The following is a 23,224-nucleotide window of genomic DNA, read 5'->3' as shown; positions in this document are numbered from 1 at the left end:
TGGGCATGAAGCTAAACATGCGATTATGGGTTCCGCTCCTGATACAGAGAGTAAAAAGGAACTCAACCGCCGCGGTGATCGCGCCTATCGCGACGCCATGCGTCGGTGGCAGGATTCATATCATAGGGCCGTCGGGGTACCTTCTGGGCTCACACGACTGGGGCCAGCGCGACGTCGCTTATCCAGGGAAGCATGGCATGCTGAGCAGGTGGCAGCGCAAGCCGTGAAAGCGGCGGAAGAGCGAGCCGCCAAGTATGTAGAGGCTGTGAAGTCCAAAGGCTCCGCGTACGCAGACAGGATCAAAGCGGAAGCAACCGACATCCGGAAGGACGCGGAGCTTCGGGCGTCGAAAGCGAAGGCGGCCCAAGCCCGGGCAAATCACCTTGAACGGCAGGCGCAGGGTGCCCTCGAACGCGCCAAGCTGGAAGCGGCACGAATCCTTTCCAGGGTCGCGCCATATCGAAAAGCAGGAGCGTTTGTCCGGTCCATCTGGGACGGCCTGAGCTCTTCAAGGATCCGGAAGAAGGTCCGATTTGAATTCGCCCAGCAGATCGAAAACCTCTCCCGGGAGGCGTCGGAAGAAGCGGCGTTGCGACGTCGCGCCGAACAACGGGCGTCGGAACTTGAAGGGGCCGTACGCAATTCCGAGCTGATTCAGGCCGCGACGTCTCGTGAGGTCTACCGCCTGAAAAGGCGGTTGGAGCCCGAAATCATCGAAAATCCAAATCTGTTGACGTCAGAAACGGCCCTCACAGTGCCTTCCGGAGGTGGCCATGGGTATTAGGTCGCGGAAATCCAGTTTTGAATCATTGATCTCTCGCGGACGCCGACGATCGTGTCTCGATAGATGGCGGCACGACGCCCTTGTCCGTTTCCGGAAGCGACGTCGTGTGACGCCGCGACGAAGGGTGGTCTGGCTTTTCCTTGTTCTCGCTTGGCTTTTGTCCACCTCACGACCAACAATCTTTGCACCATTTTTCAGGAGAAATTCGTATGCACCACACCGAAACCCGACGCCCGATGAAACTTCTGATCCGCGACGTCCTCAGAGCACGTCACGGACGGAGGGATTTTCTCGAGCACCCATCCGTCGCAGAAATTCACCGGAGGCTTCCGGACGATTTGCTCGAGTGGTTCGAGACGGTCGTGATTATCGACCGGGATCCATTGACGATCTTTTGCGGTCCGATCGAAAAGTCAGACCGGGGCTATTTTGAGATATGGAGGTACATGAGGGACCGAGACTATCCGGGTCCTGATCCGGAAAGGCCGACCGACGACCCCGACGGTGGTAACGACGGAGGAACAGATGCAGTCTCAGGCTTGCAGCCACCTCATTGATTTGCGGCTACGATCAGTACAGTAACTTGACGCTCGGTATCGGCCGCGGTATCGCTCCGAGTATCGCAACTCGTTGGCCGCCTCGAAGAATTGGCGGAGTCCTGCGCTCGAGTGGTCTCGCGGAGTGGAATCCCTCTCTCTCCGCCACTATCACCCTTTCGAACCCGTTCAGACCGCTTGCCCGAGGCGGATTTTCTCCTGTTTTCAAAGGGGTTTGCCGGTTGGGCGCGAACCGCTGAGACTCGGGTGCGCAGCGTTTTCCGTCTCTGAATGGCCTCTCGTCTCTGGTCGGGCGAACCGCGCTGATTTCGGTTCGGTCGAAAATTTCTTCATCTTTCCAATGACCTGACATACAACCCCGCCAAAACTGCGTGCCCTGTTTCCATCGCTGTCGAGCGAGACAGAGACCGAACATGCAGGAGGCGTAGCCGATGTGGTTGCTGGTAGTGGAACGCGTGCCGATGACGGCACTTGGCAGGGTTCGAGGCCGGAAAACGTTGGAGAAACAGTGATCTTCCACTTATCAAGGGATGCACAGTGCCCGTCCCACTCGGCCAAGCGTCACGCCGTCGGGTGGGTTAGTCGGCCGACAATATTGTGACCAAGAGAGCAGTGATGGCCACGTCTTTGAAAGCTGAAGAGTATCGCTTGGAGAAAATCTTCTCCGACGATTTCGTCTATTCGATCCCGCCCTACCAGCGTCCGTATTCGTGGACGGAAGATCAAGCCAGTGAGTTGCTGGACGACATTCTCGCCGCGCAGCCAGAGTCAAACCAGGAAGCGGTTCCTTATTTCCTCGGAAGCATTGTGCTGATCAAGGATGCGTCGCAGCCAGAAGCAGACGTGGTCGATGGCCAGCAACGACTGACAACGCTGACGATCCTTCTGGCGGTGCTGCGCGACATGGCCAAGTCCGCGGAGATCCGGGATGAACTGAACCGGTTCATATGGCAGAGGGGAAGCACGATCACAGGCAGAGCCGACCATTTCCGGCTCACTCTACGCCCGCGGGATCGAGATTTCTTTCGTGATCATGTGCAGAAGGACGGCGCGGTTATCGACCTGGTTGCGAAAGATCCGGCGGGGCTCGCTGACACACGCCGTCGGGTGCACGAAAACGCCCGGTACTTTTGGGGCGAATTGTCGAACCTTTCAGAAGCGGCGCGTGAAGGGCTGGCAGCCTATCTGATACAACACTGCTATCTCGTCGTCGTCGCAGCATCGGAGCCCTTCTTCGGCCGCGAGATCGGCGATGGTGGTGACCTCGCCGCGCTCCATCCGCTGCCGCCATGCCCATGCCCGGCCAATGGCGCGCAGCACGCGGGGATCCTGTCCCGGCGGCGGGTCCGGCGTCTCGACGTCCTTCGGCGGCAGGATGCGTGGCCGCCCGCCGCGTTTGCGGACCGTGAGCGGGATGTGGACGCGAATCGTGTCGTTCGCAGGCATCAGGCGGCATCCTCCTGCGCGGGCGTCATCAGGCTCGCCAGCGCCCCGAGCCCGTCATGGCGCAGGTCGATGTCGAGCCCACCGCCAACGCTCCAAGGTGCGGTGCGAAATCGTCCAGCGTTCTGCCAGTTCTTTCTGATTCAAGCAGGTTGGTTTCATCATCGTCTCCTTCTTCGCAACTCACAGCGGTTGTAGCGGGACGAAGGCGTGAAAGAAAAAAGAGAGGCAAGTCAGTGTTTTGAGGCGCGCTGCGCAAAGGAGCCGCGGCCGCAAAAAACCTTCAACGCGCCCGGCGAGAGCGCGAGGAAGCAATCGTATCGGACGCTATTCTTGGAGAAACGTGGCAGGTGGTCGGGATTTGAACCTGCCCGCTGAGCGGAGTTTTTGCGTATCGCTTTCCCTCCGCCATTTTATTTCCTGTGATTTCCTGCGGCTTTGTAAGCACGGGGGAATTGGAAGCACCTACGCAATAGGATTATCGCTTCAGGCACACCCCTCTCGCCGGTTTTCTCCGGCTTTTTTTTGCAAATCTGCAGTCTGTCAACCTTCTCCAGAGACCGGTTTGGGCATTGGCCTAAATGCGCCCCATCCGCCCTGCCCTTCCGGCAGACCGCTTTTCTCGATCAAAATTCCCGGTTTGGCCCGGGGTGCTGGCACATTCACCTCAGGCGCCATCTGCCAGGTCCGGATTTCATGACTGATATCGGCAGTGGGGCTCGACAAATAGCCTCTGTGTCCGCGCAGACCCATCGGATATAGCTTGTTTTGCTGCGCCTCATAAGCCGCACTTTGATTGCTGCAAACGCGCATGCGCATGTCTTGTGGGGATGTTCCGAGGTTGTTTTGGAGCGCCCCAACCGATTGCCCAATTGTATTCAAGCGGCCGTCAAAGGCCTGCGAAAGGAGCATTGCGGCGCGCTGCCCGCGCTCCCGGTCCGTGGTTGCGCCTAGCACCACCACCATCAAATGACGTTGCCCCCGTTCGGCGAGCGCGACAATATTCCGTCCGGAAGAACACAAGAAGCCGGTTTTCATGCCCAGTGTCCCCTGAAATCGCGTGAGCAAAGCATTCTTGGAGGTTAGTTCCTCGCCGTCGATCACGACCTTCGAGGTCTTGAAGATCGGACGGTGCTCCGGAAATTGCTGATAGATGCTCATCGCCAAGATACCGAGATCGCGCGCCGAAGTCTGTTGCTCCGGATGATGCAGGCCGTTCGCATTCTCAAAATGGGTCGCGGTCATTCCGAGGTTTGATGCCTCGGCATTCATGCGCTGGACAAAGGCTTGCTCTGATCCGGCAACCCTTTCGGCGAGTGCCACCGCAACATCATTGGCCGAGCCGACGAGGACGGCGTAAAGCGCATCCTCCACGGTCATCACCCGCCCCGCGGACAAACCGGATTGAAGTGACTTCTGGCTCATCGCCCGCTTCGACATCAGAACCGGCGTGTCGGGGCCAATTTCTTTGTTTGCCAGAGCCTTGAAGGCAACAAGGGCGGTCATCAGTTTCGTGGTTGACGCGGGATACCAGGGATCTCCCGCCTCCGTGGCATGAAGCACGGCCTGCGTATCCAGATCAAAGACAAGCTCAGGCGTCGCCAAGGCCGGCTGGCTGGCAAGACTGTAAAGGAAAACGGCAGCCAGCAGGAAGCGGCCCGCAATCGTATTCGGAAGGCAAATCAGGATACGGCGCATGGAGACGATCTGGGTCAGGAGGACAGTCAATTGTGGCTTATTTATCCGTAAAAGTGCCAACAATATGCCGAAAGAGTTTTTTGGTACATCTTTGCCCGGCTCAAACACTTCCCTTGCAGCCTCCCTGCCCGCTTTCGTCGCCACCAAAACCCCGCCGCCTTTACAAGAGCTGCAATTGTGCCGACCATCAAGGGCGAACCTTCGGAAAGACAAAACCGGGGCTGGCAAGGCAAGAAACCTGTCTGCGTCTCCGTACCAATTGTGCGGGTGTCTTTTGCATGCGCATGTTTTTGCCAACCCCGGCCATAACCGCATGGCTGGCCAATGCTAATGCTGAAGGATACGGTCATGAAGACCCTGATTGTCGGAGCCGGTCCGACCGGATTGAGCGCTGCCCTTCAACTCGCAAGCCACGGCCTGTCCTGCCGGATTGTCGAGCAGCGTACAAAAGCCTCGGAACTTTCCCGCGCAATCGGAATCACGCCGTCAACCATTGACGCGCTGAGACCTCTTGGCGCTGCGGATGCCATCATCATGGAAGCAATGCACCTTCAGAAGGTCGACCTGTATTGGGGCAAAAAGAGGCTGATGCAGCTGGACATCGGTGCATCCGGTTTCAAGGACCAGATGATCCTGGGATTGCCGCAGGACCGAACCGAGGAAATTTTGCGGGAGACACTGGCCGCAAAGGGCGTTGAGGTCGAATACGGAGTTTCGGTAGAGAACATCGCAACCGATGAGAGCACAGCGACCGTGACCTTCTCGGACGGCACGACAGAAAGTCATGACTGGGTTGTCGCCGCCGATGGTATTCATTCAAAATGCCGGAAGAGCCTCGGGATCGGCTATCCGGGGTATGATTTGCCCGAAGTCTGGTCGATCGCCGATGTCGACCTTGCAGAAGATTTCGATTCAGACCGCGTGAACATTCAATTGCACGGTAGAAGTGGCTCCGTTGTCATTACACTACCCATGGAAAAACACCGGGTTCGGGTCGTCTCGGCAACACCGGATGCACTGGCTGCGCTCAGTGCGCCCTTGCCCATCATCAATATCCGCCGCACCGCGACCTTTACGATTTCGGTACGTCAAGCTGAGAGCTATGTGAGGGGACGGGTTCTCCTCGCCGGTGACGCCGCCCACTGCCATTCGCCCGTGGGTGGACGGGGCATGAATCTCGGGATCGCCGATGCTGTTGCTGCTGGAAAGGCCATCGCGGAAGGAACGGTTCCGGAGTATTCGGATGCCAGACACCGGGAAGGCAAACGCATTCTTCAAAAGACCGAGGCGGCCCGCAAACTGATCACATCACACGCCCCCTGGAACAAGGCATTGGTCTATGCTGCCGCCATGGCAATCAACAGTTTGCCACCGGCCCGCAACGCCTTTCTCAGGAGTCTGACCCAACTCTAGGCCGGACAGACCATTGGCAAACAGCATTGCGTCTTATACCAAGTGCCCGAATTATGGCTTCCCTGAACCGCTGAAACGGTTCTTCAAGGCCAAACACGGATCGTCCCTCTCAATTGATCGTGTCAGCCAGATATAATCGGCGGGTGTGTCCCGCGGAAACAGACCTGCAACGGCTGCAAGCGTAGTGTTTTCCGGCACTTCCTCAAACATCACGGTTGCCACGGAGCCGTTCGCGTCTTTCAGATATCTCGGAACGCCCCGGTCCTTGCGCACATGGCCTTTGCCTGCAACCAGCACCGCCGGACCCGTGGCTGGCGTCTGCCGCAGAGCGTCGGCGAGATATGCATCCCGGAACCGCTGAACAGCACTCATGTTCGGGATCGCTTCGACCGGCAACAGATCGCAGTGAGAGGCCATGATTTCGGCACGCAAGCCTGCTGCTTGTCTCGGAGAAAGTGGATCGGTGAGGCCGAGGCGCGCCCGTTCGCCACCATCCAGCGCCACCAGTCCCGCCGCCGAGACCGACCGCGTCGCCTGCCGTCCGGGCAAACCAGCCGATATGCTGACATTCCGCGCAAGGGCTGCGTCGACAACCGGGCGGTAAAGATCAAAGCCCGGCCACCCGCTCCCGGCCCAATCCACCTGCTCGGCAAATATGCCGGAAGACTTTTCGCCAAGCTGGTCAAAAACCGAAAGGGCCTCCTCCTGATCCTCGCTCAGCATTTCCATCACGACTGCCGGACGCTGGTTAGGCGCGATGCGGCCGATCAGGTATCCTTGCAGCTGGTGATGGTCAGGATTGTCGTGGACTTCACCCAGAAGCACAAACCGCGCCTCTGACAACCGGGAAATCAGTTCTTCAGGCGACAGGAAAACCTGATCGGCGACAGACCAGATCCGGCCAGCTGCAACCTCGTTCTCAACATCCCCCGCCGCCCAATCCTTCCAGGAAGCTTGCGCGGATGGGGTCAAGAGCGCAACAGCGGCCAAAGTGCACAGGGTCGCCGCAAGGAAGGAACGCCGGGCCGTCCTGAACCAATCCGTCATCCCTTCATTCCTTCCCTGCAACTGTCACCCCGCGATCAACTAGGGCTCTAAGGTCATACCGCCATTGTTTACCGGTAAATATGGGCCTCGTCCGGGAAGCTGCGGTCGCGCACCTCTTCGGCGTAGGATTTGACAGCGGATTCGATTTGCTGCCCCAAATCCCCGTAAACCTTGACGAATTTCGGCGGCTGGTCGTTCAGACCCAGCATGTCCTCCAGAACCAGGATCTGGCCATCACATTCGGCTGAAGCACCAATACCGATGGTCGGAATATCGATCTGCTTGGTAATACGCGCCGCAAGAGGCTCGACCATGCCTTCCACAACAACCGCAAACGCGCCAGCTTCGGCAACAACACGCGCGTCTTCTTCATGAAGCGGCCAGCTGTCTTCCTGACGCCCCTGGGTCTTGAAGCCTCCCATCACATGGCTTGACTGCGGTGTCAGCCCGATATGGGCCATCACCGGGATGCCGCGCTCGGTCAAATAGCGAATGGTTTCTGCCATCCGCTTGCCACCCTCCAGCTTCACGGCCCCGCAGGAAGTCTCCTTCATGACCCGCGCTGCATTGCGGAAGGCGACGGACGGGCTTTCCTCATAGGTGCCGAACGGCATGTCGACAACGATCAAGGCCCGCCGGGTCCCGCGTACCACCGCCTGGCCATGCATGATCATCAGATCAAGCGGCACACCCACGGTGGTTTCCATGCCATGCATGACCATGCCTAGGCTGTCGCCAACCAGAATGAAATCCGCATACTTGTCGACAATCGCAGCCGTGTGGGCGTGGTAGGACGTCAACGAAACGATGGGCTCGCCACCCTTTCGCGCTGCGATTTGCGGCACCGTGATGCGGCGGACTGGTTTCTGCGTGCTCATGAGGCATTCCTTTCAGGAAAAGCAAAAAACGTTCGGCTTAAGGTGCCGGATGCGAGGGGCTGATCACTTTCTGGTCGATCAGAACAACCGGTCCGAACCGGACAACCAGCAACACGACGGCATCCGCAACCAGATTGCCGGACAGTTCGGCAAGCGTTTTGGCATCTCGAATGTCGACGCTTCTGACTTCGGCATCCGGCGCCTTTGCAAGCGCCGCCCGGATCACCCGGTCTATTTCAGTAAGATCAGACGTTGATAGCGCACAGTCTTGCGCGGCTTTGAGCGAGCGGTTCAGCGCAACGGCCTGGGCGCGGTGGTCCGGGCTCAAACGGACATTGCGCGAGGACATCGCCAGGCCGTCAGGTTCACGAACCGTCGGATTTCCAATCACTTCCACCGACATATCGAGGTCGTTCACCATCTGGCGGATCATGGCCAGCTGCTGATAGTCCTTTTCCCCGAAGACCGCCTTGTCGGGGCCGACAATATTGAAGAGTTTGGTCACGACGGTCGCAACACCACGAAAGTGTCCGGGCCGGAGGGCCCCCTGCAAAATGCCCGAGAGACCCGGCACTTCGACATGGGTGTCGCCAACGCCAGCATACATCTCGTCAACATCCGGCATGAACACCGCATCCACGCCTTCGGCTTCCAGAAGTCTCAGGTCGCGCTGCTCGTCCCGCGGATAGGTCTCAAGGTCCTCGTTCGGCCCGAACTGTGTCGGGTTTACAAAAACGGATACCACAACACGATCACACTCGGCTTTTGCCCGCCGTACAAGCGACAGATGCCCCTCGTGCAAAAAGCCCATGGTCGGCACCAGACCAACCGTCTCACCGTTCCGCTTCCAGTCCCTGACCACGTCACGGATCGCTCCCTTTGTGGAGCAGATCTGCATATTCCAATCCTCCCGCGGTTGGCTTTTTCAGACGCCAACTTCACTTCGCGGGTGCAACATATTCCAGGTGCGTTGGCGAGGTCTACCCAAAACGTCACCTGTCAATCATTGCAGTTAATTAAGCCGTCAAAATTTACCGTCATAGGAGCGGTTCGAAATCCGGCAGGCAAGCAACGTAAAGCCGTCCCGCTTGAGGGCAGCCAGCGCTTCAGTCTCAAGATCTGCCGTGTTGTCGATCCAGACCCCATGCCCGCCGTAAGCCCGCGCGACTGCCGGGAAATCGGTTTCGCCAAAATCGACCCCCACATTCGGCCTCTGGCTCTTGCGCTGCTTGAGTTCGATCAGCGCCAGCGACGTATCGACCATGACGCAAATGATCACCGGAAGCTTGAGATCGCGCAAGGTCGAGAGTTCCCCCAGGCACATTTCGAGCCCGGCATCGCCGACAAAGGCCAGCACCGGACGTTTCGCATCGACCAGCCGGTGCCCCATGGCAAGTGGAACCGCACAGCCCATGGTGCACAGGGCCGACGACTGGATCATGCCGCGCGTCTGGTCACACTCCCAGATCTGGCTGGCCAGGATCCGGTGCGCCCCGCTGTCGGCGCTGACAACGGTTTCGAATGGCATGACATTGCGCAGGACGTGAAAGGCCGTTGCGGGACCCCAGCCCTCCGGCTCCGGCGCGAAACTGGATTTCAGCTTTCCGCGCGTTTCCGACGGCTTTCCGTCCGGCCAACTGGGCATGCTCCGGGGCCGGGCCGCCGCAAGCGCTTCAACCGCTGGCCGGATATGACTGCGCAGACTCACGCGTGCGGCATGCATGCCATGGGTTCGCAAGACCGGGGTCACATCAATAACCGGTGCCGCATCCGGCCAGGGATTGCGCCAGTTGATCCGCATCTCGATCGGGTCATAGCCAAGCAACAGGATACAGTCACTCTGATTGATGAAGGGGAGCAGAATGTCGTCCGCTTTGGGAGACAATCCGGCCCCGCCCAGCGCCAGCGGATCGGATTCGGGCATCAAGCCCTTGCCCTTGTAGGTCGTCACAAGCGGGATCCGGAAAGACTTGCAAAGAGACGTAATCTCCGCCCCGGCCGCTTCATTCACCGCATCGACACCGGCAATGACGACCGGCCGTTCCGCCGATGCAAACAGGATCCTTGCAGCGTCCAGATCGGGCCCGCCCGCAGCTAAAACAGCCGTTGGACGGCTGGCGAAAGTTTCAGACCAGGGTTCACCGGTTTTGCTTTCCGCGACCCTGATCGGCACGTCGATGTGAACCGGCCCCGGCTGGCCATCAAGCGCAATTGCCAGCGCCTTTTCCATCATGACGTCGAGCGCACCGAGCCTCGCCGAAAAGCTCGCCTTCACGATCGGACGCAGCAGCTGCTGATGATCAAAAACCTGATGGGTATAGCTTTCCGCCTCCGCGTCATCGACGCAACCGGTCAGAAACACCAAGGGCACACGGTCCTGCCAGGCATTGGCAACCACATTGATGGCGTTGGCTGCCCCCGGTCCGATTGTCGCCAGCAAAACGCCCGGCGCGCCGTCCGCATGCCAGCCGCCCTCGGCCATGAACCCGCCCGCGTTTTCGTGCTTGACCAGAACAAAACGCAAACCGGCCCGGTCCAGACTGTCCATCAGCGCAAGCACCTCACCACCGGGGATCCCGAAGGCGTGGCGGCATCCGGCCGCGTGCAGTTTGCCAGCGATGATATCGGCGCCGGTGGTCATGGGCGGGGGTCCTTAAATCTTGTCGGGAGTAGAGGTCTTCTGAATGATACCGCGGCTTGCGAGCGCGTCGAGCTGGTCAGCTCCCAGCCCCAAATGGCGGTGCAGGATGTTGCCGGTATCAGCCCCGAGACACGGCGGTGCGGCTTTGTATTGAACCGGTGTGTCGCTCATCTTGATCGGTGAACCGATCAGATCCACCGAACCGCTCAAGGGATGGGGCAGCGTGATACGGAGATTGCGCGCCAATGTATGCGGGTCGCTGAAAACCGCGCCCAGATCGTTGACCGGGCCGCAGGGCACACCAGCTTCTTCCAAAAGCCTGATCCAGTCGGCTGCCGGCTTGTGAATTGTCAGCTTGCGGATGATCGGGACGAGCACTTTCCGGTTCCGGACGCGGTCCGCGTTGCGGGCAAATCTCGGATCCCCGGCAAGTTCCGGAGCGCCTGCAATTGCACAGAACCTCTCAAACTGGCTGTCATTGCCGACCGCGAGAATGAACGGGCCATCCTCGGCCGGAAATGTCTCATACGGAACAATTGTCGGATGCCCGTTGCCAAGCCGCCCGGGCACCTCGCCCGAAACGAGATGTGCCGCCCCCTGATTGATCAGCCACGAGACCTGGGCATCAAAAAGCGACATGTCGATATGCTGTCCCTTGCCGGTCCTGGTCCGGTGATTGAGTGCCGCGAGAATCGAAACCGACGCATACATCCCGCACATGACATCTGCTATCCCGACGCCGGTCTTGGTGGGCGTTCCGCCTTCTTCGTCCGGAAATCCCGTCAGAGACATGATCCCGCCCATCCCCTGGATCAGGAAATCATAGCCAGCGCGATGGGCATAAGGCCCGGTCTGGCCGAAACCGGTGATCGAACAATAGATCAATGCGGGATTTTGCCCTGCAAGCGTCTCATAGTCGAGACCGCGCCGCTTCAGATCCCCGACCTTGAAATTCTCAACCAGAATATCCGCCTTGCCTGCCAGCTTGCGGATCAGGTCCTGGCCCTCCGCAGTCGACAGGTCGATGGCGACCGATGCCTTGTTCCGGTTCGAGGAGAGATAGTAGGCGCTTTCGGCGGTTTCCTGTCCGTCCCGGTCCTTCAGGAAAGGCGGCCCCCAACCGCGCGTGTCGTCGCCCCGCCCAGGCCGCTCGATCTTGATGACTTCCGCTCCCAGGTCCCCAAGGATCTGCGTACATGTCGGCCCGGCCAGAATACGCGACAAATCAAGTACGACCAGACCATCGAGAGCGCCATTTTTGACAGGCGTTTCAGTCACTTTTCATCCTCAAACTGATCGTTGGTAGAGGACACAAAGCCGGTGATCGGGTCAACCGGAAAACGCCCGGCAACGATCACGTGCACTCACCATTGCGTCAGAGTCCGGCCGCAAGCTTGACAGCACTGGCTCAGGATTTCTTCTGTTGCCAGTCCCGCTTTTGGACAAGCGCAAGCCAGGCACGTTTGATCCAGTCGGCTTTCACGCTATGGCCTCCCTGATGCAGGCACAGTTCCAGAAACCCCTGTTCCGGTGTCCAGCTCTCGCAGGAAAGTTCGCCGTCATCATAGGTGTTTGACGAGGTTTCGGTCAGCCCGTCCCGGCGAAGCCAGACATTGAAGCTCTCCATGACATCGCCTTGGTGCCAGCGTCCGCCGCCCAGCGGGCGCCCGCCAAAGGGAACGGTCTTGTCTTGCGTACCGTGGACATGAAAAAGGTAGGGTGTCTTGGTGGCGCATTGATCCGGCAACGGTTTCCAAAAGGCTCCGGCGATCGGGGCATATCCGGCAAAGCGTTCCGAGTTGTCGCAGGCCATGTACCAGGTCACAAAGGCGCCGGACGAAAAGCCGCTCAGCATGATCCGGTTGCGGTTGACCGGAAAGCTCGCCACCACGCTGTCGATGACCTCATCAAAATACTGAAACTCGTTACGCAAGGCCCGCGGCGCATTCGGGAAGGACCAGGTTCCCTCGATGCCGTTGACCGCAACGAAGGCAACGCCAAGGTCATCGGCCATTTTCAGGAAGCTCTTGTTCCGGATTTCATTGAGCCCGCTCCCCTTGTAGCCATGGACAAAGAAAATCGCCCCGACCCCTTCACCTGGCTGGATACCGGGAGGCAGGTGGATGAAGTACTCGCCGTCGGCAACCTTGCAGGGCTTCTCGCCGCCGCACTTTTCCGCGTTGGCAAACGATGTTCCCCCGAGAATACTGAAGAAGGAGAAAAAGACCGCGACGAGAAAACGACCTGCCATGCGAAACCTCCGACAGCACAAACACCAAGACCGGTGCTCACAGTATGGCCGGGTACACTCAGTTCAAGACGCTCACGGGAATTTGCTCAAGCCCGGACACGCAGCAACACTTCCAAACGAACTGATTTTCAAACTCGCTGCAGGAACGGCACAGTCCAGCTTAAGTCCAGTCGCCTTCGGTTGGAATATTCAGAACCCGGCCGCAATGCTTGCAATGGACAGCATCCGGATCATGGCGGCTGAGACCGCAATCGGGGCACGGCAGATTGACTTTCGAAGGGCGGAAAATCGTCTGGACCAGCCGCAGGAACAAGGCCACACCGAAAATCATGATCACCACGGTCATGATCCGGCCCACCGTGTCGGTCATGGTAATATCGCCAAACCCGGTGGTTGTCAGCGTTGTGACGGTGAAATAGAGCGCATCCATATAGTTGTTGATGTTGGCGTTCCGGTCGTGTTCGACCACAAACACCACCGCCGTTACGACGAAGATGAACACGATCAGATTGACCGCCGACTGAAATATCTCCTCGTTCCGGCGAAACCATTTCGAGGCATCCCGCAATTCCTTCAAGAGGTGGTAGGACCGCATCAAACGCAGCATCCGCACCACACGCAGGAACCCGAAGTTTTCCATCAGCGCCGGTATGACCAGCGAAACGATCACGATGACATCCGCAATCGAGGTGAAACTGCCGACATATCTCCAGGGGCGGGGCGCGGCGATCAGGCGGGCGGCGTAGTCAAGAAACAAAACGCCAGCAATGACATAGTCGATATCGTGATAGACACGATCCGGATCGATCATGGCCGATACAATGAAATAGCCAATCGTCACGATATCAAAAACCAACAGCGCATAACGCCAGATCTTGGCCCGTGTTGACGACCCGAAATAGAGCTGCCGCAGCGCCTGCTGCAGGTCCTCCATGAGCGTATGGCCGCTGTCCTTGGACACCGGTTCCGATGACCCGGCGGTTTGATCGGTTTTAACGGTTCGCTCTTCAGTCATGTTTCTCGTCAAGTTCCATTACGGGTATCAGGATCTGGTCCGCTTTAACGGGTCACCCAGCGACACGGTTCTTTACCATCCCTTCATGCTGTTGAGAAAAGACAAAGCGATCGCCAAATTCTCCACAATCGATCCAAGAGGGTGGAGACCGAGTGCGCTCAACTGCTGCAAGACAGCTACGATTGGAAGAAAACTGTCCATTCCGGTCATCGCTTTGTTCCCCAAGGACCGTTCCGGGGATTAAGGTCGACCAGATTTCAAAGCCAGGGCTTCGAACGAAAGGACCTTGAATGTTTGACCACTCGGGAAAAGTGGCCCTTGTAACGGGTGCAAGCCGTGGAATTGGTGAAGCTGCCGTCCGCAGTCTCACAAAGTCAGGCGCTTCGGTTGTTCTGGCGGCCCGGAGCACGACAGATATCGAACGCATCGCCCAGGAAATTTGCGACGAGGGGGGGCATGCGGAAGCGATCTCTTGCGATGTCAGCAAGTATGATGATGTCGAAGCCGCAGTTTCCCTTGCTTTGTCCCGATTGGGCCGACTTGATATTCTGGTCAATAATGCGGGCGTGATCGAACCGGTGAGCCGACTTGAAACCAGCAAGCCAAGTGATTGGGACAAGGTTATCGATATCAACGTAAAGGGCGTTTACCACGGTCTGCGGGCAGCAGTGGAGCCGATGTTGAAGCAAAAAAGCGGAACGATCATCAACATCAGTTCAGGCGCAGCAACCGGTGCCCTGGAAGGCTGGAGCCATTACTGCGCTTCCAAAGCAGCGGTCCTGTCCTTGACACGCTGCGCCGACAAGGAATGGCGGGAGAAGGGAATTCGCGTGATGGGCCTCAGCCCCGGCACGGTTGCGACCGAAATGCAGGTCCAGATCAAGGCCTCCGGTATCAACCCTGTCAGCCAGCTCGACCCGAGCGTCCATATTCCGGCCGGCTGGGTTGGCGAAGCAATTTCATGGTTGGCAACCGAAGCAGGCGACGCTTACCTAGGAACGGATTGCTCGCTGCGCGATGAAGGCGTTCGCAAGGCCGTCGGATTGATCTGACGCCCCTCACACGGAAGCTCCGGGCCTGACTTTTCGGGCCCGAACAAGAACGGCGGCCGGAAGCCGCCGTTCGTTTTTTCCTGGATCGCAATCAGATCAGGTTTGAACCATCGTCTGTCAGATCCAGACCGACGATCAGCGGGTCGTGATCAGATGCGGCGAATACACCGTCATCATAGAAGGCCGAGTCGGTGAAGCTGTTGTCGTAGCTCAACAGATCCGGTTCGTCCGCATTGATATGCCATTCGGTGAGGCCTGTGACCTGATCGGAGAGACTATCGGACGCCAGAGCCTGATCCAACGTACCGCGCTGCCCGTCGAACACGTAGCTGTAAGCCTCGTCCTGACCGATATAAGTGTCGATCAGATCCGTGTAACCCGCATCATCACGCACCGACTGCACCGGGTCTTCCTGTGCATAGGCATTGAAGTCACCAAGCACCAGGAAGTCGTCATCGCTCACCCCGATCCCGGCAAGAGCCTCCGTATAATCGCCTTCCAGCCAAGCGGTCAGTTCGCTGGCCGCATCGGTCCGAACCTGGTTCCAGTAGCCTTGACCATTGCCTGTGTCGTAGTTCGGGTCGGTGACCAACGCTTCGAGAGCGGCTTCGACACTTGCGATCTCGTCCTCTGGGATTTGGTTTGCATCCAGTGCGGACTGAACGGCTTCAGCCAGATCTTCAAGGCCACTGTCGCCTTTCGACTTGAAGTGGTTCGAGACAACCGTGAAGGTTTCGCCAGACTCGATCTCCTCGAAAGTTGCTGCAACCGAAGGCCGGTTCCGCTGATTGTCATCGAGTTGATCCGACGAGGACACATATGGGTGCAAGGACTCGGCAACTGCAAACGTCTCTGCCGAGGAGGCTTCCTCGAACTCCAGGTAATCGGCATAAACAAGGCTGACTTTGGTGGTGTCATAGATGATGCCGGTCGTAATGGCATCGGTTCCAAGGAAACCGGTCTCGCCAAGTTCAGCCGGATCGACATATGCATAGACAGCGCCCGAGCCGAGCTCTTCCGCTTTGGCGTTAAGGGCATCCACGAGGTTGGCAATCGCCGAGCCCTCGCCAAAGCCGTTGTTTTCCAGCTCTTGCAGGGCATATACTTCCGCGCCTGTCGCGGTCAGCGCATTCACCAGCTTGTCGGTCTGGCGAACCAGCTCTTCCGCACTGTCTGCGCCGCGCGGGTCCAGCGTGCCGCTCGGCCCCGTTCCAGCTCCGGATTCATCAATCGTGGTGAAGTAGTTCAACACGTTGAAGCTGGCGACCTGGATCGAGCCGCCGACGTCTTCCGGCGTAGCCTCCCGGGCACCGGAATTGGTGGTTTCATCGATCGTCAGCTGACCATCGACCACCAAACGGTAGTCGCCTTGGCCTTCGGTAATCACACCGTCAACCGGCTCGATGATTTCGGTTCCAAGCCGCAGCGTCGGACCAGCGTCAGAGAAACTGTCGCCGCTGTCCAGAACACCATCCCCGTCATCCCCAACATTGGCGGGAACATAGCCGAAGCTGTCCGGATTCTGGCTCGAATTGCCGTCATCCAGAACGATCCGGTTGTTGGCGTTGGCCTCCTGCAAGGCGGCAATTTCATCGGCCTCGGTTTGAGCATCGTACAACTGGGTCGGCTGAACCTGGGTGCCGGCACTGATAGTCACATCTCCGTAGCGATCAAAATTGAAGTTCTCGATCACTGTGAGCGGCGCCTCGTTGTCACCGGATGACAGGGAAACCCGCATTCCCTCATACTGCTCGAGATTCGTTGTCGAGGTGAACGGCAGTTCCAGCGCGACTTGCGGCGGTAGAGCATAGCCCGTACCGACCGTGACAATCGATGTGATGTTGGAAAGTTGCGTCGCGCCCGAAAACTCCTCAACGGTTCCAGTGACCTCGACGAGATCCCCAACGGTTACGTCCGGCGCGCCACCGGTATAGACGAACAAGCCCTCGGATGTGAGGTCATCGCTGTCATAATCGGATTCTTCTTCCTGAATGTAGAAACCGTTTGCGGTGATCTGGGTCACCACGGCGCTGACCACGACATACTCTCCAACCAGCAGGCTCGCCGAGCCTGTCCCCTGGATTTCGGAAATGTAGCGGGCCGTTGCATCGCTTCCACCATCGTTCCCGGAGCCGCCAGCTGTCGGCGTATAGGTCGTGGAATCGGAAAAGCTGGTTGCAGCGAAGTCACCGGTGCCGTCCGTCGACCGAGCTGCACCGGCTGCGAGGAAAGAGCCATCGAGACCGACGACATTTTCCGAGTAGAGCAAGCTGTCCCCGCCGTCAGTCAGAGCAACAGAGTCGACCACATCGCCCGTCGTAAACTCGAGCACACCGTCATCATCCGCATCAAGATCGTCGCCAAGTGCGGCCTCAACACCGGAGACGAGAAGGAACGAAGATGCTTCGTTGGCCAAAGTGTTGTCCGCAAAGGACAGATCGCCTGTTAGACCGAAAGTGGTCTCGGCTTGAGCACTGGAGGCAAGGAAGAACCCGTTTTCACCGACCAACTGACCATCAAGATCAATTACACTTGTTACCTCGCCACTGCCGTCGATTTGCAGGATCGCATATCCGTCGAGCGAGGCGCCCGCCTCACCAAACAGCTCGACAAACTCCCAGTCTGTTCCGGACGTGCTGACAGCGATTTCGTTAATGACAACCCCGTCGAAGCTGCTGCCACCGTCATTTGATGCACCGGACGTTTCTGCTGCGGGCGCGTTCCAGCTGCCGTCCTCTGCGCGTTGTAGCGACTGACCGGCTTCTGTCGAGCTGGTTTCCGAGACGCCAATATCGGTTGAGGTCAGCCCTGCCGCAGTTCCTTCGGTCGCGGTTAAGGTACCCTCGTAGCTGAGGAATTCGACAACCTCGGCTCCCTTGGTCAATGCAATTCCGTCCGGGCTGCCGTTCTGGATGCCGTTGGAGGGCAACTCCCACACATAGTAGTCGTAGGTACCGTCGGTGGTCCTGGTCAGCGAGACAAGCTCGTTGCTGTTATAGACCGTACCATTCGATCCATTATAGAGTTCAAGGCCGTATTCACTGATATCGGCACCGGCCGTGACCCGGATTTCGATGAACTCTCCGGTGTCCGTGCCCGCATTGTCATAGTGAATTTCGTTGATCCGGGCCTCGACCGCCGGCGTGTCCGTCAGACCGTTAACCGTCACGCTGACGGTAGCCGTCGTTTCGCCCCCCTGACCGTCGCTGACGGTATATGTAAACGTATCGATAACCTGTTCGCCGTCGTTTAGATCCTCGAACTGACCGGAGGGGCTGTAAACAAGTTGCCCGTTTTCGAACGTGATTGCCGCCCCAAGCGCGCTGGTTGCCTCTACCGACGTGATTTCAAGCGCATCACCGTCAAAGTCGAAATCATTTGCCAGCAAGTCGGATGCGTTCAGCACCAGGTCCGTGTCTTCATCGGTTTCGGCCGCATCATTTTCGGCCAGAACCGCATTGTTGCGCCCATCGAGATAGGCGGTGTAATCGTCCGCTTCGAAATAGAGCGCTTCGACGCCGTTGAGCCAATCGGTCTCGACGACCGATCCATCTTCGGCGATCTGTGAGACCGTAGTCAGGTCGATCAAGCGCCCGCCAACACCGGAATACCCTGAAACCCCGTAGTCGCGCACCGATCCTTCGAAAGTTGCAGTGTCAAAGCCTTTTCCTCCCGCAATGAAGTCATTGCCGGCACCACCTGCGATGACATCATCACCGCGCCCGGCAAAAATCCGGTCATTTCCATCGCCGCCGAAAACACTGTCATTTCCACCGAGCGCGAAAATGAAATCGGCCCACTCGGAGCCCTCCAGTTCATCGGCCCACGGGCTTCCAAAAACCGACCCGAAACGAAAAAAGAAACTCATCACCACTCACCCTTGCCTTGTATCCGCAACTTATGCGCACTCCATTGGCAAGGGAGGATTTCAGTTTTATGTCGGAATTCAAGTCCATATAGTTAGCAGGCAAAATATTTTTTTGCCAATTAAATCAGCTAGTAAAAGAAACTGAGCTTTAATGGACTAGCCAAAAGTCTAAGCAATTACCCCCTAAAAAACGATAGAAGGCCAAAAAACCATGCCAGCGCTCACTTTAAATCAGAAGTTGCATAACGTTACGCAAACGGAATGCAACAGCTGAAAATTTTCCGGCCCGTCATATGTTCACTCTGGAAGAGTCAGACAAGAATCCTGATCATTAGCAATATTATCAATTTTTTGACCAATCGGTAAATTTTTAAAGACCCGCCACAAAGCCGAATTCTTGACGAACTCTGGGAGAGCTTTTCACATCAACCGCAACCACTTCGATTGCCCTTGCCGGAAAAGCGTTTTACGGTGGTGAAACCACTGTTGAAAAGGGGACACCGGCTTATGAAGACTCCGCTGATGCTTCTGGGAGCACTTTTTGCCGCTATTGGAACGAGCGGCTGCCAATCAAGCAGTCAAACGACAGAAGCGATTGTCGGGCCGGATTCTGTTACGGTGATCGAAGGTGGCGCAGTTGAAAGCGATGCTCCGGACCGGAATGTCGTTGATTCAATGCGCGGACCGGACGGTCCGCCGAACGATTGCCCAGGCATGCTTTCGGAAGGAACTTCCTTGAACGCGGGCTGTCCATAACCAAGTCTTGGCCGCACTGCTATGGGCTTTGTTTTCCGACACTGCCCGCCTTACGTCCTCGATTCATGTCAGAACCGTTTTATAATCCGTTGCTTGAGATTCTTGCGATGATTTCTGGCCCGGTGCTGGAAGTGGGCCGGATATAAACAGCGGGCAGGCAACTCATTTGAACAAGCAATCACAACAAAGAGGGCCGCTGAGCGGCCCTCCCATGAGATCGAATCGACCTGAAATCCGGACATGTCCCGGCGAATTACTTCGCTGCCAGAGGCTGCTCCAGCACCAAACCAATCCGCCCAGATCCCTGGGCCGCATTCGGATACTCACTAGACATGGGCACACCTCCTTTCTTGCTATTGAACACAGTTAAAATGTTAGGCGCCTAAACCAGATCCGCAAGTGCAAAAATGCAGCAACCGAGTGTGAATTTGCATCAATTCGTACCAGTCACGGCCCCGTCAGCTATCGCTTGAAACACGGTATCGAGTTCCTGCGCGAGCTGCTGCAACGCCTCGCCGCCTTCATTCATGTAGGGTTCGAATACAAAGCTTGGTGTTTTCCAGGAAAGCGTTGCGGTGCCATCGCTGTTTTCGGTCACATAGAACCGGATCGGCGCCTCAATCCCTGCCGCGATCGAAGCTTCCAGCATCCGGCGCGCATAGTCATTCCGGTAAACGCCCACGACCCGGTTTCCGGGAATTGTGTACCCTTGAGCCTTGGCTCCGGCGGAAGCGCTCGCCTGCGTCACCAATCCCATCTTTTGCGCCTTGACCGATGCTACGAGGCTGTCAACCAGCGCCGGAAAACTCTTGTCCGTGTTGATGATCTGCCAGCCTTTTCGTGGCTCGATACCTTCTGCCAGTGCCGAACTGCCGACAATCAAGGCGACGAGAAGAAGCGGATAAATCAGATAGTGTTTGGGCATGTGAACCTCCTGACCCTGCCATGTGCTCTCATATCTGGTCGGGATTTCTGTCAGAATGAGGCCTTCGGGTTCACACCTGCCTCACAAAGCAGTGTGCCGCGCTGTGATGTCATCGCATTCCGAGCCCGAGCCTGAGCCGGGTTCCGACAAGACTGCCTGCGAAACCAAAGAGCAACCACAGCCACCCGTGCAATGAGCCAGATACCAGCCCGCCAAGATAAGCGCCAATATTGCATCCATAGGCAAGCCGCGCGCCGTATCCCATCAGCAGTCCGCCGGCAAGCGCTGTGAGAACGTCCCTGCGAGACAAGTGCCAGACCGGCGCGAAGCGCCCTGCCAGTGCGGCCGCCAGCATGGCGCCAAGGATAACGCCGAAATCCATGACCGATGTCGTGTCGTGGAAAACACTGTTGTTCAGGGCGTTCGGTTGCCAGCTCCAGTAGGGCCATGTGTCGACCGGGACACCGGCTGCTTGAAATATCTTTGCACCCCAAAGAGCAAATGCGGATGTGATCCCCCAAGGCCGGCCGACGACGAGGAATGTCAGCACACCGGCAATCGCCAGCATTAGAGCTCCAAACACCACCGACCACGGCCCCCGCAGATAGGAGACGGTCTTGAGTGGCAGGGCAATGCTGCCATGGGCCCGCCGCTCGATGAAAATGGTTATCGCTCCAATCAGACCAAGGATCAAAGCCGTGATCGCAAAAGCCGCCGGCGGCCCGAAATTCTCGACAAGGGAATATGCGGGCAAGGACGGCAACCTGTTCCACAAGTGCAAATGTGCCGTCGCCAGAACCGAGCCGAGCACGAAGGCGGCGAGCGTTACCACCATTCGGGTTGAGCCGCCCCCGACGGTGAATAATGTGCCCGATCCACAGCCACCGCCAAGCTGCATGCCGATGCCAAACATGAATGCGCCCAATGCCGCAGCCACCCCAAACGGAAACACAAAGCCCCCGACCGGCCAGCCAAACTTGGCACCCCAGGCCATCAACGGAAAGGAAAACAGGCTTGTCAACAAAATGAGCAGAAATTGCGCGCGCAGTCCCGCGCCGCGTTTTTCGGTAACGATCCGCCGCCACGCAGCCGTAAACCCGAAACTTGCATGGTAGAGGGATATGCCCGCGAACCCGCCAATCAAAACCGCGAATGCCTGGCGCGCACCACCTGTTTGGAAAGCCGCCACAGTCACCGCAAAAAGCAGTGCCATTGCCCCAGTAAGAACAATTTTCTGGGTCGAGACTGGTGATGGCTTAAGCATGTGCTCTACTTAACTCTCCGGTTGGAACCTGTTAAGGTCCAACCGCCTTTTCGAAATACGGCCAGAAACCTTCCTGATGGTGTTCTGGCGCAAGAAATCGACACACACACAACACCTTTTTGTGTGTTGCAGTTCAACATTGCCCTGCGTTTTCTTGCATCGCAGGACAAGTCAGCGAAATAAAGGCGGCCGGATGCGGGTAACAGATCAGTTTGGATATGAATTGACCACTGCAACCGCAGCTGTGGCACCACATTGGGATCAAACCGCTCTTGGGTTTTTGGCGCATGGCAAATCAACGCCTGCCCATCTGGAAGCCGCCTTGTCCGAAGATCCCGACTTTGCGCTTGGCCATGCCGCGCGCGGGCTGTTTTGCCTTCTTCTCGGACGGCGTGAACTGATCGGGACTGCAGAACAGTGCTGGAAGGTGGCGGTGGCCTCGGCACAGAATGCGCCGATCACCCGGCGCGAAACGGCCTTTGTCGAGGCATTGCGGGCCTGGCTGGACGGTTGGCCTTCCCGTTCGGCCGACATACTCGACAGTGCGCTCGTGAAAGCCCCGAACGATGCTCTTCTGGTCAAGATGGTGCACGCGATCCGGTTTGTGCTCGGTGACGCCACCGGCATGCGCCGATCGATTGAAACCGTATCAAAATCCTATGACGCCAACCACCCGGCCTACGGATACATTCTTGGCTGCCGGGCTTTCGCCTTGGAGGAAACCGGAGAATACAAGGCAGCAGAGGCCGCCGGGCGTGAGGGCCTTGATCATGCCGCTGACGATGCCTGGGGTCTTCATGCAGTTGCCCATGTGCATGACATGACAGGGAATTCCGAGAACGGCATCTCCTGGCTGGAAAGCCGGCCTGCATCCTGGGCACACTGCAATAACTTCGGATATCATGTCTGGTGGCATCTGGCGCTGATGTATCTGGACCGGGGCGACGCCGACAAGGCACTGGTGCTTTATGATACCGAAATCCGCCGGGATCAGACCGACGATTACCGCGATATCTCCAACGCCGCGTCGCTCCTGTCACGGCTTGAAATCGAAGGCATAAACGTCGGCGGGCGATGGGACGAACTTGCACACCTCTCGGACCAGCGTGCGGAAGACGGCTGCAATGTCTTTGCAGACCTGCACTATCTCTTGGCTCTCTTGAATGGCGGCCGCCGGCTTGGCGCGGAACGGTTGCTGACCAGCTTGCGCGAGCGGGCCTTGCAACAAGGCGATCTGGCACGGATCTCGAAGCACGCGGGCGTCTCGACAGGAGCTGGTCTGGAGCAATACCGGTTGGGCAACTATGCCTCGGCCTACACCATGCTGACCGCTGCGCGCGGTGACCTGTTTCAGGTTGGAGGCTCACATGCCCAGCGCGATGTGTTTGAGCGGATCACCATCGATGCCGCCCTGCGTGCAGGGCTGTCGGACGAAGCGGAAGGTTTGCTCCATGATCGTGCGCACAAGCGCGGTGCATTTGACAGCTTTGCGGAGAGGCGCCTCGCCGTGTGCGAGCGCATGCGCAAGGCCTCTTTGATCATGGAGGACGAACGTTTGCGGGCAACACCCGCGTGATTTCAACCAGCGCCCCTCGGGCGCTTTTTCATTTGGAAGCGGCCACACCGGCCTTA

Annotated in this window: 16 protein-coding genes and 1 pseudogene; 6 read left to right on the top strand and 11 right to left on the bottom strand. The window is 57.8% G+C overall.

Annotated features, from left to right (window positions below; translation table 11 throughout):
• The 3 genes and pseudogenes from E1297_RS30450 to E1297_RS30440 all read left to right on the top strand — a co-directional run.
• Window positions 1–784 (top strand): annotated as a pseudogene (locus tag E1297_RS30450) (hypothetical protein); the annotation flags it as partial.
• A gap of 209 nt (window positions 785–993) precedes the next feature.
• The gene (locus tag E1297_RS30445; RefSeq protein WP_155144744.1) at window positions 994–1,341 is read left to right on the top strand and encodes a hypothetical protein; all 348 of its coding nucleotides are present in this window, start codon (window positions 994–996) and stop codon (window positions 1,339–1,341) included.
• 615 nt (window positions 1,342–1,956) lie between these two features.
• Window positions 1,957–2,982: a DUF262 domain-containing protein gene (locus E1297_RS30440; RefSeq protein ID WP_155144743.1), complete on the top strand. Its 1,026-nt coding sequence runs from the start codon at window positions 1,957–1,959 to the stop codon at window positions 2,980–2,982.
• Window positions 2,983–3,327: 345 nt separating this feature from the next.
• Here E1297_RS30440 and E1297_RS30435 read toward each other — a convergent pair whose 3' ends face one another.
• Window positions 3,328–4,512, bottom strand: coding sequence for a D-alanyl-D-alanine carboxypeptidase family protein (locus E1297_RS30435; protein WP_209016087.1), 1,185 nt, complete (start codon window positions 4,510–4,512; stop codon window positions 3,328–3,330).
• A 318-nt stretch (window positions 4,513–4,830) separates the two neighbouring features.
• Between E1297_RS30435 and E1297_RS30430 the strand changes: the two genes are divergently transcribed.
• Window positions 4,831–5,895 (top strand): NAD(P)/FAD-dependent oxidoreductase, encoded by a 1,065-nt coding sequence (locus tag E1297_RS30430; RefSeq protein WP_196223442.1) that lies wholly within the window; start codon window positions 4,831–4,833, stop codon window positions 5,893–5,895.
• A gap of 51 nt (window positions 5,896–5,946) precedes the next feature.
• On the opposite strand, the gene E1297_RS30425 is transcribed toward E1297_RS30430, so the two are convergent.
• The 7 genes from E1297_RS30425 to E1297_RS30395 form a co-directional block, all read right to left on the bottom strand.
• The gene (locus E1297_RS30425; RefSeq protein ID WP_155144741.1) at window positions 5,947–6,942 is read right to left on the bottom strand and encodes a ChaN family lipoprotein; all 996 of its coding nucleotides are present in this window, start codon (window positions 6,940–6,942) and stop codon (window positions 5,947–5,949) included.
• 68 nt (window positions 6,943–7,010) lie between these two features.
• Complete coding sequence (panB, locus tag E1297_RS30420; RefSeq protein WP_155144740.1) at window positions 7,011–7,820, bottom strand: 3-methyl-2-oxobutanoate hydroxymethyltransferase; 810 nt, start codon at window positions 7,818–7,820, stop codon at window positions 7,011–7,013.
• Window positions 7,821–7,857: 37 nt separating this feature from the next.
• On the bottom strand, window positions 7,858–8,718 hold the full coding sequence (gene panC, locus E1297_RS30415) for a pantoate--beta-alanine ligase (protein WP_155144739.1): 861 nt from the start codon (window positions 8,716–8,718) through the stop codon (window positions 7,858–7,860).
• Window positions 8,719–8,844: 126 nt separating this feature from the next.
• Window positions 8,845–10,461: a thiamine pyrophosphate-binding protein gene (locus tag E1297_RS30410; RefSeq protein WP_155144738.1), complete on the bottom strand. Its 1,617-nt coding sequence runs from the start codon at window positions 10,459–10,461 to the stop codon at window positions 8,845–8,847.
• A gap of 12 nt (window positions 10,462–10,473) precedes the next feature.
• Window positions 10,474–11,739, bottom strand: a complete 1,266-nt coding sequence (locus tag E1297_RS30405; RefSeq protein WP_368669746.1) for a CaiB/BaiF CoA transferase family protein — start codon at window positions 11,737–11,739, stop codon at window positions 10,474–10,476.
• Window positions 11,740–11,869: 130 nt separating this feature from the next.
• Window positions 11,870–12,712, bottom strand: a complete 843-nt coding sequence (locus E1297_RS30400; RefSeq protein WP_155144737.1) for a PHB depolymerase family esterase — start codon at window positions 12,710–12,712, stop codon at window positions 11,870–11,872.
• 160 nt (window positions 12,713–12,872) lie between these two features.
• On the bottom strand, window positions 12,873–13,646 hold the full coding sequence (locus E1297_RS30395; RefSeq protein ID WP_155144754.1) for an ion transporter: 774 nt from the start codon (window positions 13,644–13,646) through the stop codon (window positions 12,873–12,875).
• Window positions 13,647–14,017: 371 nt separating this feature from the next.
• Between E1297_RS30395 and E1297_RS30390 the strand changes: the two genes are divergently transcribed.
• Entirely contained in the window at window positions 14,018–14,779 is a 762-nt protein-coding gene (locus E1297_RS30390) for an SDR family oxidoreductase (protein WP_155144736.1), read from the top strand.
• Between the two features lie 91 nt (window positions 14,780–14,870).
• On the opposite strand, the gene E1297_RS30385 is transcribed toward E1297_RS30390, so the two are convergent.
• The 3 genes from E1297_RS30385 to E1297_RS30375 form a co-directional block, all read right to left on the bottom strand.
• A complete protein-coding gene (locus E1297_RS30385) occupies window positions 14,871–18,647 on the bottom strand; it encodes an ExeM/NucH family extracellular endonuclease (RefSeq protein ID WP_155144735.1) in 3,777 nt (1,258 codons plus the stop codon).
• Between the two features lie 1,189 nt (window positions 18,648–19,836).
• Window positions 19,837–20,328, bottom strand: coding sequence for a DUF302 domain-containing protein (locus tag E1297_RS30380; RefSeq protein WP_155144734.1), 492 nt, complete (start codon window positions 20,326–20,328; stop codon window positions 19,837–19,839).
• Window positions 20,329–20,437: 109 nt separating this feature from the next.
• Entirely contained in the window at window positions 20,438–21,592 is a 1,155-nt protein-coding gene (locus E1297_RS30375; RefSeq protein WP_155144733.1) for a YeeE/YedE family protein, read from the bottom strand.
• 223 nt (window positions 21,593–21,815) lie between these two features.
• On the opposite strand from E1297_RS30375, the gene E1297_RS30370 reads away from it, so the two are divergent.
• Entirely contained in the window at window positions 21,816–23,168 is a 1,353-nt protein-coding gene (locus tag E1297_RS30370) for a tetratricopeptide repeat protein (protein ID WP_209016086.1), read from the top strand.
• Window positions 23,169–23,224: the final 56 nt, after the last annotated feature.

It is taken from the genome of Roseibium sp. RKSG952 (genome assembly GCF_009711355.1).
Note: the sequence above shows the minus strand (reverse complement) of the source record. Positions and strands in the feature narration are given on the sequence as shown.

Coding starts and splice junctions, on each gene's coding strand:
- E1297_RS30445 (WP_155144744.1), top strand. CDS start 994: ATGCACCACACCGAAACCCGACGCCCGATGAAACTTCTGATCCGCGAC.
- E1297_RS30440 (WP_155144743.1), top strand. CDS start 1,957: ATGGCCACGTCTTTGAAAGCTGAAGAGTATCGCTTGGAGAAAATCTTC.
- E1297_RS30430 (WP_196223442.1), top strand. CDS start 4,831: ATGAAGACCCTGATTGTCGGAGCCGGTCCGACCGGATTGAGCGCTGCC.
- E1297_RS30425 (WP_155144741.1), bottom strand. CDS start 6,942: ATGACGGATTGGTTCAGGACGGCCCGGCGTTCCTTCCTTGCGGCGACC.
- panB (WP_155144740.1), bottom strand. CDS start 7,820: ATGAGCACGCAGAAACCAGTCCGCCGCATCACGGTGCCGCAAATCGCA.
- panC (WP_155144739.1), bottom strand. CDS start 8,718: ATGCAGATCTGCTCCACAAAGGGAGCGATCCGTGACGTGGTCAGGGAC.
- E1297_RS30410 (WP_155144738.1), bottom strand. CDS start 10,461: ATGACCACCGGCGCCGATATCATCGCTGGCAAACTGCACGCGGCCGGA.
- E1297_RS30400 (WP_155144737.1), bottom strand. CDS start 12,712: ATGGCAGGTCGTTTTCTCGTCGCGGTCTTTTTCTCCTTCTTCAGTATT.
- E1297_RS30395 (WP_155144754.1), bottom strand. CDS start 13,646: ATGGAGGACCTGCAGCAGGCGCTGCGGCAGCTCTATTTCGGGTCGTCA.
- E1297_RS30390 (WP_155144736.1), top strand. CDS start 14,018: ATGTTTGACCACTCGGGAAAAGTGGCCCTTGTAACGGGTGCAAGCCGT.
- E1297_RS30385 (WP_155144735.1), bottom strand. CDS start 18,647: ATGAGTTTCTTTTTTCGTTTCGGGTCGGTTTTTGGAAGCCCGTGGGCC.
- E1297_RS30380 (WP_155144734.1), bottom strand. CDS start 20,328: ATGCCCAAACACTATCTGATTTATCCGCTTCTTCTCGTCGCCTTGATT.
- E1297_RS30375 (WP_155144733.1), bottom strand. CDS start 21,592: ATGCTTAAGCCATCACCAGTCTCGACCCAGAAAATTGTTCTTACTGGG.